At 71.6% G+C, this 13436-nt stretch carries 11 protein-coding genes and 1 pseudogene; 6 read left to right on the top strand and 6 right to left on the bottom strand.

Translation table 11 applies throughout. From position 1 onward, the window contains the following. Positions 1-9: 9 nt before the first annotated feature. A complete protein-coding gene (locus AMK33_RS30795; RefSeq protein WP_073936276.1) occupies positions 10-924 on the bottom strand; it encodes an NADP-dependent oxidoreductase in 915 nt (304 codons plus the stop codon). Between the two features lie 477 nt (positions 925-1401). Between AMK33_RS30795 and AMK33_RS30790 the strand changes: the two are divergent. From AMK33_RS30790 to AMK33_RS30780, 3 genes and pseudogenes are all read left to right on the top strand, one after another. Beyond that, positions 1402-1815 (top strand): annotated as a pseudogene (locus AMK33_RS30790) (dienelactone hydrolase family protein); the annotation flags it as partial. A gap of 228 nt (positions 1816-2043) precedes the next feature. Beyond that, positions 2044-3249: an NAD(P)/FAD-dependent oxidoreductase gene (locus AMK33_RS30785; protein ID WP_073936275.1), complete on the top strand. Its 1206-nt coding sequence runs from the start codon at positions 2044-2046 to the stop codon at positions 3247-3249. Beyond that, entirely contained in the window at positions 3246-4166 is a 921-nt protein-coding gene (locus AMK33_RS30780; RefSeq protein WP_073936274.1) for an RNA polymerase sigma-70 factor, read from the top strand. The genes AMK33_RS30785 and AMK33_RS30780 overlap by 4 nt, the downstream gene beginning before the upstream one ends. 44 nt (positions 4167-4210) lie before the next feature. On the opposite strand, the gene AMK33_RS30775 is transcribed toward AMK33_RS30780, so the two are convergent. Further along, a complete protein-coding gene (locus tag AMK33_RS30775) occupies positions 4211-5170 on the bottom strand; it encodes a hypothetical protein (protein ID WP_073936273.1) in 960 nt (319 codons plus the stop codon). Positions 5171-5412: 242 nt separating this feature from the next. Between AMK33_RS30775 and AMK33_RS44990 the strand changes: the two genes are divergently transcribed. Both AMK33_RS44990 and AMK33_RS30770 read left to right on the top strand, forming a co-directional pair. Next, entirely contained in the window at positions 5413-5775 is a 363-nt protein-coding gene (locus AMK33_RS44990; RefSeq protein ID WP_327380090.1) for an aromatic-ring hydroxylase C-terminal domain-containing protein, read from the top strand. Between the two features lie 86 nt (positions 5776-5861). Then, positions 5862-8012 (top strand): MMPL family transporter, encoded by a 2151-nt coding sequence (locus AMK33_RS30770; RefSeq protein ID WP_073936272.1) that lies wholly within the window; start codon positions 5862-5864, stop codon positions 8010-8012. A 200-nt stretch (positions 8013-8212) separates the two neighbouring features. On the opposite strand, the gene AMK33_RS30765 is transcribed toward AMK33_RS30770, so the two are convergent. The 4 genes from AMK33_RS30765 to AMK33_RS30750 form a co-directional block, all read right to left on the bottom strand. Next, positions 8213-9664 (bottom strand): HAMP domain-containing sensor histidine kinase, encoded by a 1452-nt coding sequence (locus AMK33_RS30765; protein ID WP_073936271.1) that lies wholly within the window; start codon positions 9662-9664, stop codon positions 8213-8215. Beyond that, positions 9661-10353, bottom strand: a complete 693-nt coding sequence (locus tag AMK33_RS30760; protein ID WP_073936270.1) for a response regulator transcription factor — start codon at positions 10351-10353, stop codon at positions 9661-9663. The genes AMK33_RS30765 and AMK33_RS30760 overlap by 4 nt, the downstream gene beginning before the upstream one ends. A 374-nt stretch (positions 10354-10727) precedes the next feature. Next, positions 10728-11813 (bottom strand): hypothetical protein, encoded by a 1086-nt coding sequence (locus tag AMK33_RS30755; protein ID WP_235618252.1) that lies wholly within the window; start codon positions 11811-11813, stop codon positions 10728-10730. Between the two features lie 266 nt (positions 11814-12079). Beyond that, positions 12080-12526 (bottom strand): DUF1772 domain-containing protein, encoded by a 447-nt coding sequence (locus AMK33_RS30750; RefSeq protein ID WP_073936268.1) that lies wholly within the window; start codon positions 12524-12526, stop codon positions 12080-12082. Between the two features lie 91 nt (positions 12527-12617). Here AMK33_RS30750 and AMK33_RS30745 point away from each other — a divergent pair, with 91 nt between their 5' ends. After that, positions 12618-13196: a TetR/AcrR family transcriptional regulator gene (locus tag AMK33_RS30745; protein WP_073936267.1), complete on the top strand. Its 579-nt coding sequence runs from the start codon at positions 12618-12620 to the stop codon at positions 13194-13196. The last annotated feature ends 240 nt before the right edge of the window (positions 13197-13436 follow it).

The following is a 13436-nucleotide window of genomic DNA, read 5'->3' as shown; positions in this document are numbered from 1 at the left end:
GTGAGGTGGTCAGTTGACGGTGAGGACGATCTTGCCGCGGTTGTGGCCGCCGTCGCTGGCCCGCTGGGCCTTGGCGGCTTCCGCCAGCGGGTAGGTGGCGCTGATCGTGGTCACCAGTGTGCCGTCGGCGGCCTGCTGGGCCAGTTCGGCCAGCCGGGCGCCGGAGCGGCGCTGCGGGCCCTCGGCGAAGACGACGCCGAGTTCACGGGCGCGGAAGTCGGCGGTGGTGACGATCCGGTCGGTGCCGCCGCGCAGGACGATGGAGTCCTCCAGCGCGCCCTTGCCCGCGGCGTCGAAGACGGCGTCCACCCCGTCGGGGGCGAGTTCGCGGACCCGCTGGACCAGGTTTTCCCCGTAGACCAGCGCGGTCGCGCCGAGCGAGGTGACGTACTCCTGGTTGGCCGGTCCGGCGGTGCCGATGACGCGGGCGCCGCGTGCGACGGCGAGCTGGACGGCGATGGTGCCGAGCGCGCCGGACGCTCCGTGGATCAGCAGCGTCTCACCCGAGGTGACGCCGAGCAGGTCCAGCACGCGTTCGGCACCGTCGCTCGCCACGGGCAGGGCGGCGGCGTGTGTCCAGTCCAGGCCGGCCGGCTTGGGCGCGAGGACGGCCGCGGACGCCAGGGCGTACTGGGCGTAGGAGCCGGTGTCGGACCAGCCCAGGACCTCGTCCCCCACCTTCAGGTGGTCGACGTCCTCGCCGACGGCGTCGACCACACCGGCGATCTCCCCGCCGGGCACGGCGGGCAGCGTGGTGGGGAAGACGGCCTCCATGACACCGGAGCGGATCTTGCCGTCCACCGGGTTGACGCCGACAGCCCGTACCCGCACACGGACCTGGCCGGGGCCGGGCTGCGGAATGTCGATCTCCGCCTCGTGCAGGACCTCGGTGCCGCCGAACGCGTCGAAAACGATGGCCTTCATGACGGGATCTCCTCGTGTGGATGCCGCGCCGACCACTTTCTGTGGCCAGCCACATAAAAGTAACACCGTTTATGTGGCTAGCCAAGTAATTGCTTCGAGCGGGATCCCGGAGCCGACCCGCCTGCCGGCGCGGCCAGGGCCGCACCCTGCGCGTCAGCGCCGCACCCGGCGTACCTGCCGTGCACTACGGGCTCCTTGCCCGCGATGAAAGTCTCCCGGCGGGCCGCGCCGAGCGAGGACGAGCGCCTCGATGCCCTTGGCCGGCTGCTGACCGACGCGGAGACACCCCTGCGTCTTTGAGCCGCCGGAGTCACCGTCCTCCTCCGGCGCGCCCGCGCTTCGGGCGGACGGCGGTTTGTTCGCAGGCGCTGAGCCGAACCCCTGACGGGGAGGTTCCGGAACACGTCGGAGGCCTGCTTTCTGCCGGTGGCAGAACACCGGCCCGATCGGGTTCGGCGATCACTACAGTCCAGGTTCATGACGACGGTTACCACGTGCGCGGTCGAATACGTGGCCGACGGCCTGACGATGATCGGGCACCTTGCGCTCCCGGCCGGTGTCGACCGTCGGCCCGCGGTCCTGGTCGGGCCCGAGGGGGTGGGGCTCAGCGACGTCGAGCGCCGCCGGGCCGACGCGCTCGCCGAGCTGGGATACGTGGCCCTGGCCTTCGACCTCCACGGCGGGCGCTATCTGGGCGACCCCGAGGAGATGCTGGCCCGTTGCATGCCGTTGCTCGCCGATCCCGGCCGGATGCGGGGCATCGGCCACGCGGCGCTCGACGTGCTTTGTGCCGAGCCGCGGACCGACCCGGAGCGGATCGCCGCCGTCGGCTACGGCACCGGGGGCGCGATCGCGCTGGAGCTCGGGCGTGACGGCGTCGGCCTGCTCGCCGAGTGCCTGCCCGTGACGGAGTGATCCGGTCGGCAACCACGACAGCGGGCCGGGCTCCCCGGGGAGGCGGCGACAGTCGAATACGCGAGCCCACCAGTACCGAGGACCGTTTCCCGTGCCGGCACCTCGATGCGCACCGTGACGCACGCCATACCAAGCCCATGTCACGTCCGGGCCGCCTGCTCCCATCTGGTGGGCGTCAGCAGGCGAACCGAGGAGGACGGAACGATGAGCGCACGGCAGAAGACCGGCACGGCGACCGCGCACCGCGTGGTGATCCTGGGGGCGGGATACGCGGGCATGGCCGCGGCCGTCCAGCTCGCGGCCCGGACCAAGCGGCACGAGGACGTGCGGGTGACCGTGGTGAACGCGCAGGAGCGGTTCACCGAACGCATGCGGCTGCACATGACGGCGACCGGGCAGCCGCTCGCCGAGCTGAGCATCCCCCGACTGCTGGAGGGCACGGGCGCGCGGTTCGTGCGCGGCTGGGTGACGGCGGTGGACGCGGACGCGAAGACCGTGCGGATCGACGACGACCGGGTGCTGCCCTACGACACCCTGGTGTACGGGCTGGGCGGGGTGGCCGACACGTCGGCGGTACCGGGGGCCGAGGACCACGCCTACACCCTGAGCGGCGCGCAGGACGCGGAGCTGCTGGCCGACCGGCTGGAGCGGCTCGGCAGCGGCACGGTGGTGGTCGCCGGCAGCGGACTGACCGGTGTCGAGTCGGCCGCGGAGATCGCCGAGCGGCACCCGGAGCTGAACGTCGTGCTGCTGGGCAGGCGGGAACCCGGTGCGGACATGAACCCCAGGGCGAAGGCGTACGTGCGGGCCGCGCTCGGCCGGCTGGGCGTCCAGGTGCGCACCGGCGTCGAGGTGGCCAAGGTGCTGCCCGACGCGGTGGAGCTGGCGGACGGGGGGAGCATCGCCGCCGACGTGGTCCTGTGGACGAGCGGCACGCGCGTGTCGCCGCTGGCGGCCGCCGCCGGGCTGGCCGTCGACGAGCGCGGACGCGTCGTCACCGACGCCGCGCTGCGGTCGGTGTCCCACCCCGAGGTGTACGCGGTCGGCGACGCGGCCGCGATCCGCCAGGGCTACGGCGTCATGCACGGCACCTGCCAGGGCGGCATGCCGACCGGGGTGCACGCCGCGCTGTCGATCGACCGCGCGCTCAGGGGCAAGCAGCCCAAGCCGTTCCGCTTCGGCTACTACCACACGCCCGTGAGCCTGGGGCGGAACGACGCGGTGGTGCAGTTCACCCGCCCCGACGACAGCCCGCGCCGGATCTGCCTGACGGGCCGCACTGCGGTTCGGTACAAGGAGACGGTGACCGCCTCGCCCTGGCCGACCTACGGCCGTATGAAGAAGATGCCCGCCTCGGGCGCGTTCTGGCCCCGCGGGGGCCGTTTCACCCGTGTCCGGGAGACCCGATGACCCACCTGACCGCCCATCCCGACCAGCAGGTCTTCCACGAGCACCGCAATCTGCTGTTCTCCGTGGCCTACCGTCTCCTCGGCACCGCGGCCGACGCCGAGGACACGGTCCAGGACGCCTGGATCAAGTGGTCCGCCGCGGACCGTTCGCAGGTGGCCGACCCCAAGGCGTACCTGACGCGGATCGTCTCGAACCTGGCGCTGGAACGGCTGCGCTCCACCCGGCACAAGCGGGAGACCTACGTGGGGCCGTGGCTGCCGGAGCCCGTACTCACCGGCGGGGATGCCGCCGAGGCCGTCACGGAGGCCGAGTCGGTGTCGATGGCCATGCTGGTGGTGCTGGAGACGCTCAGCCCGCTGGAGCGCGCGGTGTTCGTGCTGAAGGAGGTCTTCGACTTCAGTCACGCCGAGATCGCGGAGGCGGTGGAGCGTTCCGAGGCCGCGGTGCGGCAGGCCGCGCACCGTGCCCGTGAGCATGTGCGGGCCCGCCGTCCCCGCTTCTCCGCCGACCGTTCGAGGCAGCGCGAGGTCACCGAGCGGTTCTTCGCCGCCGCGACCGGCGGGGACGTCAACGCCCTGATGGAACTGCTCTCCCCGGACGTCACCCTGTGGACCGACGGCGGCGGCAAGGTCCGCCAGGCCCTGCGTCCGGTCGTGGGTGCGACCACGGTCGCCGCCTGGTTCGCGGCCATCGGCACCGTCACCTACCAGGGCGTCGAGCCCGCCGACATGAAGGCCGAACTCGTCGAGATCAACGGTGGGCCGGGCATGGTGTTCAGCGCGCCGGGACGCGTGATCGCCACCGTCACCTTCGACTTCGGCACCGATGGCCGCATCACCGCCATCCACAACGTGGCCAACCCGGACAAACTCCAGGCCGTCGCCGACGGCACCACTTACGACCTCGGGACGCGGTGAGCGTCGTCACCGTGTGCTGCCGCCGGGCGTGAGCAGGCCGGTGCTCACCCAGACCTTCCACCGCCCGGCCGGCGGCCCTTGTCCTTCCAGGCCTCGCGGCCCTCTTCCGCGGCCTTGTGCCGGGGCCGGGGGGCAGGGGGTGGGAGCGGGGTCCGGGGCTCGTCGCCGGCCTCGGTTCCGCAGAACTGTTCGAGCAGCAGTGGTGTGCCCAGGGCTGTGGCGGTCAGTTTGCGGTGTGCCGCTTCCAGGGTGCGTACGGCGGCGGGCAGGCCTGCGGGGAGTGCGGGCTGTCCGTCGCGGGGGCGGCCGGGTGCGGTGGTGATCCACAGGTGTTCGACCCGTCCGCCTCGGAGGGCTTTGAGGTGTCCGGTGGTCAGGGCCTGGTGGGTGGTTTTCCAGCGGGTGAGGGCGTCGCGGGAGACGGTGTCCAGGGGGTACCAGTTTCCGGCGGCTCGGGCGCGGGGCAGGGGGCGTTCCAGTTCCAGGTCGGTGAGCCGCATGGGGTGGAGCGTGCTGATGCCCTGTCCGGTGCAGACGGCGAGGGCGATGAGTGCGACCGAGCGGTGCCAGGTGGTTTCGAGTGTTCCGGCGGGGTGGTGGCCGGCGAGGAGCCGCAGTGTGCGGTGGGCTTCGGTGGGTGTGAGCCGTTGGGCGAATTGCGGGGCGGGTGGCTGTAGTTCGAGGGGGTGTCCGCAGTACCGGGAGAAGGTGTTGAGTGAGCTGGTGCGTGCGGCCATGGAGTTGGTGGCGGCGGGTGCGGTGGGGCCGTGCAGGCCGGGGCGGCGGCGGGTGGTGCCGCGTCGGGCGGCGGTGAGCCAGGCGAGGGCGTTGTCCTCGTCCAGCAGGTCCTCGGTGGTGAGGTGGCCGGTGTCGCACTGGCGTTGTGCGGCGAGCCAGGAGGTGTACTCCTCGAGGTAGGCGCGGCGCTGGCGCCGGGTGGCCTCGGAGCGCAGCGTGTCCAGGAACCGGTTCACGGCGGCGACGGCGCGGGTGGGGACGCTCATGGGGTGCCCGGCTCGACGACGGGGGCCGGCTTCGACAACGTCTCTTCTCCTTGGCTGTATCCGACTGCAGTGTTATTAAATAACAGCAAGTAGCTATCGATCATTCCACTTCCCTCTTCCGGCGAGCCCATCGTTTCGGCTCGTGTCGAACCGAGTCGTACGTGCCGGTTCGGTACGTACAATACGGCCCTCCGGCCTCCCGGCCACGTACCTCCCTGCCCCGGCCGATCCCGGTCGCCGTCATGTTCGGCTTCTTACTGTTATGCCGTACCTCACGGGAACATCCGCGAGGTACGGCGCAGTGCGGCCGCCAGGGACGCGACCGCCGGAAGCCGTGCGGACCCGCCACGCGCAACAGACTCACCGCGACACCTCGACAACGGTCACCACGATGTCGTCCGGGACCCGCTGGATCGACACCGTGCGGCAGACGACCACGTACCGGACGGGTCAACACCGTCACCGCCCGCACGGACCGGGTGGACGTCGACGCGTCGATCACCCGGCCCGACGGCTGTGTCGCCTGGGCCTTGCCTACCGGGCAGGACCTCGACGCCACCACGCTGGTGCGTGCGCTGGGCACATGGTTCGGCCAACCGGCCTGAGCACCGTATTAACAGTCGTCTCAGGTTCCCTCAGTACGAAGTAGGCCTCCGGACAAGCGATGTAACCCGTATGTAGGAGGCTAGTGATGGCAGTCAACGCAGCGCCGACCGGGCGAGCGCCGGCCGGTCGGCTGGCAGGCCGGTGGGTGCCGTGGCTGGTGATTGGCTTGTGGCTGGTGCTGGCGGCGGGCATGGTGCCGCTGAGCGGAAAGTTGAGCTCGGTCACCACCGACAGCGCCGTGGACACCCTGCCGGCCGGTGCCGAGTCCACCAAGGTGGCGGCGCTGGACGACAGTCTCCCCGGCGGTGAGGACAGCACGTTCGTCTTCGTGTACCACCGGGCCGACGGCATGACCGACGCCGACCGCGCGGCGGTCGAGCGCCACTACGACACCCTTGCCAAGCGGTACCCGCCGAAGGCGACGGAGGCGGCCGGCGAGGACGACGAGGGCTCACCGACGAGCCTCTCCACCGACCGCAAGGCGATGACGTTCACCCTCGAGGTGAGCACGGCCTACGGCCCACCGGAGGAGATCGTCGGGCCGTTGCGTGACGCCGCGGAGGACCGCCCCTCCGGCCTGGAACTCGACGTGACCGGCCCGGGCGCGATCGACGGCGACATGGACGCCGTCTTCGACGGCATCGACGTGCAGGTCCTCCTCACCACCATCGTCGTCGTCACGCTCCTGCTGATCCTCACCTACCGCAGCCCGGTGTTGTGGATCATCCCGCTGGTGGCCGTCGGCGCGGCCGCACTGACCTCGATGGGGACCGTCTACCTGCTCGTCAAGGGCTTCGGCATCGTGGTCAACGACCAGAACTCGGCGCTGCTGACGATCCTGGTGTTCGGCGTCGGCACGGACTACGCGCTGTTGCTCATCGCCCGATATCGGGAGGCACTGCACCAGCATGAGAACGTCCGGGTCGCGATGGTCCACGCGCTGCGCGGCGCGGCGCCGGCCATCGTCGCGTCCGCGGCCACCGTGGTCGCCGGCCTACTGTGCCTGCTCGTCGCGGACCTGAACAGCACCAGCGGGTTGGGCCCGATCGGCGCGGCCGGCATCCTGTGCGCGCTGGTGGCCATGCTGACGCTGTTCCCGGCGGTGCTCGTGGTGCTCGGCAGGCGGATCTTCTGGCCGGCCATCCCGCGGTTCAGCACGGCCGTGGAGGAGAAGCCGGGGCTGTGGGGACGGCTCGGCACCGCCATCGGCCGCCGCCGGTGGGTGGCGACGCTCGGCTCGCTCGGAGTCCTCGGCGTGCTCGCCCTCGGACTGGCGGGCAACACCGGCGCCCTGCGGGAGCAGGACCAGTTCCTGTCCGCGCCGGAGTCGGTCACCGGCTTCACCGTTCTCCGCCAGCACTTCCCGGAGCTCGGCGGCCAGCCGATGACGGTCTTCACGCGGCCGGCGCACCAGGAGCGGGTGCTCGACATCGTCAAGGACACTCGCGGCGTGGCCCTGGCCGTCCCGGAGCAGACCAGCGGTGGCTGGGCCGGCATCTCCGTGTTCCCGAAGGACGCCCCGGACACCGCCGCGGAGTACGACACGATCAAGCGGGTGCGCACCGCCGTGCACGCGGTGAGCGGGGCGGAGGCGATCGTCGGCGGGCCGAGTGCGGAGAACCTCGACACCGAGGTGACCACCGGGCGCGACGAGAAGTTGGTGATCCCGCTGGTGCTCGTCGTCGTCCTGATCGTCCTCGGGCTGCTGCTGCGCGCGGTCCTGGCCCCGCTGGTCCTGATGGCCACCGTGATCGTCTCGTTCGCCGCAGCCTTCGGCGGCAGCGTGTTCGTCTTCGACACCATCCTCGGGTTCAAGGGCATCGACTACTCGGTGCCGCTGCTGGCATTCCTGTTCCTGGTGGCGCTCGGCGTCGACTACAACATCTTCCTGACCAGCCGGGCCCGGGAGGAGACCGTGCGTCTCGGCACCAGAGAGGGCATGCTCAAAGCCCTCTCGGCCACCGGTGGCGTCATCACCTCGGCAGGCCTGGTCCTGGCGGCCACGTTCGCGGTCCTCGTCACACTTCCGCTGGTGATGCTGGTCGAGGTCGGGTTCCTGGTGGCCTTCGGCGTGCTGCTCGACGCCCTGCTGGTGCGGTCGGTCCTGGTGCCCGCCCTCACCTTGCTGATCGGCCGGCGGATGTGGTGGCCGAGCCGGCTGTCCCGTCCAGCGGCAAAGCTGCCGGACGGTCGACAGCCGCTCGCCGACGACGAGGAGCCCGCGCTGCAACGGTGAGCGCGGCGGCACGGACGAGTTCCGGGACGGGCCCCAGGCCCGTCCCGGATTTCCATGGGCCCGCGGCCGCCGCCCTTTGGTCCTGCGCCGCGCGCCGGGGCTGGGGCCGGCGCATCGCGGTGTCCTGCCCCGACAGTGAGCCGCGCGGGCCATGCCCGAGGGCCGCCGTCCCTCGTCCCGCGCCGCGCCGCCGGGGCGGGTCAGCACGCCTCGGTGTCCTCCCCGGCGGTGAGCCGCGCGAGCGGGGCGGGCGGGTCCGCGGCCGGAAGGTCGACCCGAAGCAGCGCGCCACCGCGTGCGGAGCGGGCGACGGTGGCCCGGCCGCCATGGGCGTCGACGACCCGCTGCACGATCGACAACCCCAGACCGGATCCCGGCAACGCCCGTGCACTGTCGGCACGGTAGAACCGGTCGAACACCCGCGGTACGTCGGCGGCGTCGATGCCCGGCCCGGCGTCGTCGACCTCGAGCACCGCCGACGCGCCCTCGGCACGGAGCCGGACCTGGACCGGCTGGTCCGCGGGGGACCACTTGCCGGCGTTGTCGATGAGGTTGAGCACCGCCCGCTCGAGCGCAGCGGGGCGCCCGCTCACCCACACGGAGGTCACGTCGAGCGCCACCTCGATGTCGGGCACGCGGGAACCCGCCCGGGTCGCGGCGGCCACCACCACGTCGGCGAGGTCGAGCACCTCGGTGCTCTCGTCGCTGACGTCACCGCGCGCCAGGTCGGTCAGCTCGGCGACAAGGGTGCCCAACTCGGCCACCTGGGCGCCGAGATCGTTGAGCAGCCGGGTCCGGCTCTCCGCCGGCAGTGCGCTGTCCAGGGTGCCGCGCCGATCGAGCCGGATCAGCAGCTCGACGTTGAGGCGCAGGCTGGTGAGCGGGGTCTTGAGCTCGTGGGCGGCGTCCTCGGCGAGCAGCCGCTGGGCCCGCCGGGAGTTCCGGAGCGCGGCGAGCATGTCGTTGATCGACTGGATCAGCCGCCGGATCTCCCCACCGCCCTCATCCGGGATGTCGGCGTCGAGGTCCTGGGTGTGCGCGACACGTACGGCGGCGGCGGTCAGCCGGTCGATCGGTGTCAGCCCGGTCCGCGCCACGGTCCGCCCGACAAGGGCGCCGCCGACCACGCAGAGCAGCCCGATCAGCAGCATGCCGAACCCGAACTGGTTGATCGGGCCGTCGTCGACGGCGCGGGCCACCTGGACCGCGCCGTCGCCCGCCCGCAGCGTGTGGATGAGGTAGCCGTCCTCGTCGCTGTCGTTCGACTCCATCAGGTCGGCCGACACGCCCTGCGCCACGCGCCCAGCCTGCTCGCTGACCGGGGGCAGCGAGGGTTGGCCGGCCGGCGTCCGGATCGAGCCGTCGGACAGGATGACCCGCACCAGCCGACCGGATCCGGGATACGGCGGTAGCTGGACCTGCGCCGGACCGGCGCGCTCCGCGTTCGTCGCCAGGACGCGGGAGTCGGCGCGCAGCTGATCCTCGACGGTGTCCTGCAGCTCCCAGTCCAGTAGTTCGCTGGCCACCTGGAAGGCCAGGAACACGCTGACCGCGATGGCCGTCGCCGCGATCACCGTCAGCCTGGTCCGCAGGGACCGCCGGCGCCACCACCGGGTCAGCCGGCGAGGTTCCCGGCCGGCGGGCCTGCTCACGGAGGAGTCTCCCGCAACGTGTAGCCCAGGCCGCGCAGCGTGTAGATCAATCGCGGCTCGCCCTCGGCCTCCATCTTGCGGCGCAGGTAGCTCACGTATACCTGGAGGTTGTTGGCGGTGGCGCTCATGTCGAAGCCCCAGATCGCCTCGAACAGCGCGTCACGGGTCAAGACCCGGGTCGCGTTGCGCATGAGGACCTGCAGGAGGGAGAACTCGGTCCGGGTCAGGCGCAGCGGCCGCCCGCCACGCCACGCCTCGAACCTGTCGGGATCGAGCCGGACGTCGGCGAACGACAGGATCTGCGACTCCCCGTCGGTCGGCGTGCGCCGGCGCAGCAGGGCCCGCACCCGGGCCAGCAGCTCCTCGGTGGCGAACGGCTTGGGCAGGTAGTCGTCGGCGCCCGCGTCCAGCCCCGTGACCCGGTCGGAGACCTGGTCACGGGCGGTCAGCATCAGCACCGGCAGATCCCGGCCCGCGGCCCGCAACCGCCGGCAGGTCTCCAACCCGCCGAGGCGGGGCATCATCACGTCGAGGATCAGCAGATCCAGCGTGTCACCGCCGACCCCACCGACCCCGTCGAGCACGGCGAGACCGTTGGCGACGGTGCTGGTGTCGTAACCCTCGACCTGGAGCACCCGCTCCAGGGACTCGCGGATGGCCACTTCATCATCCGCGATCATGATCCGCACGCCGGCCCGCCCCCTTCCAGTCGATGTTTTTGCCGCTCACTGTCCCCGGTCAACCTGAGACCAGGATTAGAGCGTCGCTGGGGACCGCGCTCTTACGGATGCCTAAGAAATGGAATCTACCTCGGCCCATGAGCAGGGGAGGACCAGACGACCAGCATCGCACCGGCAACCAGACAGTAGATCCTCCGCGGCGGCCACGGAGGGGTCCGGCAGGAGCCCCGGTGCCGCTTCCGGCGCCCGATCGTCGGCCGGGACCGGGCGGCCCCGGCGACCGGGCCCGGCCGCTGTACTCATCCGGGAAGGCCGGAGTTCAGCGACCGGGTGCGGGGCCGGCCCGCTCGGCCGGCCACCGCGCTCTCCAGGTGCCGGGGCGGTCAGTAGAAGCGGCGGACGAAGACGTCCGACATGCCGTTGGTGTCACCGGGCACGATGTCGTCGGCCGTGGACTGGAAGACCACGTCGCGACCGCCGGCGCTGACCGCGTCGGTCCCGGCCGAGGCGGGCCGGTCCGAGACGGTCTCGTCGGTGCCCGTCTCCAGGTCGCGCAGCACGAGCGACGGCCCGTCCGTGTCGTTCGGGGTGTACAGCAGGTAGCGGCCGGTGGGATCGATGGCCACGCCCCGCACGTCCGGCACCAGTTGGTCGGTGCCCGAGCTCACGTCGTGGACGTGGGTGTCGGAGCCCGAGAGGTAGACGACCTTGCCGCCGTCCTTGCTGAGCTGGACGAGTTCCGCCTCCTGGGAGGGGCCCTCGATCGGGCCGGAGGTGGTGCCGTCGGTCCGGTCCCACACGAAGACGTCCTTCGCCTGGCCGTCCTGGTAGGCGACGTGGCGGCCGTCGCCGCTGAGGGACGGCCGGGACGAGGCGACGTGGTCGAACTCGGCGATGATCTCCGCGGTGGCGGCGTGCCAGTCCTGTACCTCGATGCGCTGCCGGGACGGAGGCCGGCCGGAGGTGGCGACGTGGGCGATGTAGCGGCCGTCCGCGCTCAGCGACGGCTGGCTGCAGCTGAGGCCCGGGCAGTTGATGCCGATCGTGCGTCCCAGGCTCACCTTGGACAGGAAGGTTTTCGTGTCCCTGAACAACAGCCCCCACAGGGCGACGTACTGCCCGTCACCGCTGATCACCGGGCGTTCGATCGGGGGCGTGTTGGTGCTCATCAGCGTGGTCTGGCCCGTCCGCCGGTCGCGGACGAACACCCTTTTCCAGGTCACCGGGTTGGCGGAGGTGAGGTTGTTCGCCGCCGACGCGAAGGCGACGAGCCGCCCGTCGGTCGTGATCGTGGCACCGGCGGAGTCGCCGTCGCCCTGGGTGCCGTCGGTCGAGACACTGATCCGCTCGACCCCGGCTCCGCCGTCGCTCGCGGCGCCCGTCACGGCCGCGGGCTCGGCCGCGGCGGTCGCGGGCAGCACCGCCGTGACCGCGCAGACCGCGACCGCCGTGCTCAGGGCGGCCCGCACACGTCTGGTGGTGCTCCGGTTCGCGTTTCCCTTCATTACTTCCCCCCAATAAGGACGCGGTCCTTCTTCCGGCTCCCCACCGGGGGACCACGAGCATGCAACCGTGGTGGCGACGTGAGGTCAATGCGTCACATGACGTATTCAGAGGCACGCTTTCGGTCATGTGAGGGCGGTCCGCTTCACATCGTCCGGGCGCTTCCCCGGAGCGGTGGGTGTCGCATAGGGACCACGCGACGGCAACACCTGCGCGGTCCCGGCCCGCGGGCTCAGGTGAGGGCGGTGGCCAGCAGGGCGAAGGCGGCGATGATGACGGCGACGCGCGCGTAGTGGTAGCGGTCCCAGCGGTTCATCTGCTCCTTCCAGTCCTCGGGCCGGTTCTCGGGGGTCCACGTCCTGCCCCGGTTGTTGATCGGGACGAGCAGCAGGATCGACATGATCACGCTGACGATCAGCAGCGCGGCGGCGGTGACGACGAGGCCGGTGCCATGGTGGTCCCGTCCGGCGACGGCCCAGACCGCGACGAGGACGAGCGAGCCGATGTACCAGAACGGCATCACGGCGCCCAGCATCCGGCCCCCGTGGGCGCGGCCGAGCTGGTCGCTGTCGCCGGGGAGTGCGTTGAGGATCGGGTTGATGACGAAGGCGACGGAGAACTCCACCCCCACCATCAGGCCGACGACCACCGTGGTGAAGACCTCGAGTGCGGTGAGCATGACTGTCCCTCCTGGAATCTAGCGTTGCTAGCTGATGAGGCAACGCTAGACCTGCTGTCGCTCGATTGTCTAGCGGTGCTAGGATCGGGTCATGTCGGTACAGGAACGCAAGGAACGCGAACGGGCGGTACGCGAACGCCTCATCGTGGCGACGGCCCGCGAACTCGCCGAGCAGCAGGGCTGGGACGCGGTCACCACCCGCCGGCTCGCCGAGCGCATCGAGTACAGCCAGCCCGTCCTCTACAGCCACTTCCGCGGCAAGCGCGAGATCATCGGCGCCGTCGCCCTCGAGGGCGCCGTCGAGATGGCCGCGGCACTGCGGGCCGCTACCTCCGCCGCCGACGGCCCGCGCGCCCGGGTCACCGCCCTCGCCCGCGCCTACCTCGACTTCGCCGCACGCAACCCGGCGGTCTACGACGCCATGTTCCAACTCGACGGCGGCCTGGCGTTCGCGCAGGAGGACACCCCGGAGCCGCTGAAGGACGGCTTCGCCGCCCTGCTGGAAAGCCTCGGCGAGGTCGCCGGGGACGGCGTCCACCCGGCACTGTTCACCGAGGTGTTCTGGGCGGCCCTGCACGGCCTGGCCACCCTGTCCCGGGCGGGACGACTGCCCCCGGAGGACGCCGAACGGAGGGTGGAACTGCTGGTGGACCGGCTCGCCGTGCTCTGACGCACCGTCCGGCGGCCGGCCGGCCGCCACGGGCGCCCGACTCCTCCCCCGGGCCACTCACCTCACGACCGGATCACATCGTCCTGGGCCGTTCCTGAAGTCATGACGGTGACCCCCGGATTCCCGCTCGGCCCGCCCGGCCCCGCTCCTGGTGGGATGCAGCGGCCGACGGGCCCGTCGGCCGGGAAACAGCCCCGACCGAAAGAACCTCCTGCCCGGGCCCTTCTGCGCTTGCCGGAG

The sequence above is a fragment of the Streptomyces sp. CB02400 genome (assembly GCF_001905725.1).
Lineage (GTDB): Bacteria > Actinomycetota > Actinomycetes > Streptomycetales > Streptomycetaceae > Streptomyces > Streptomyces atrovirens.
This window is presented reverse-complemented; position numbering and strand designations above follow the sequence as displayed.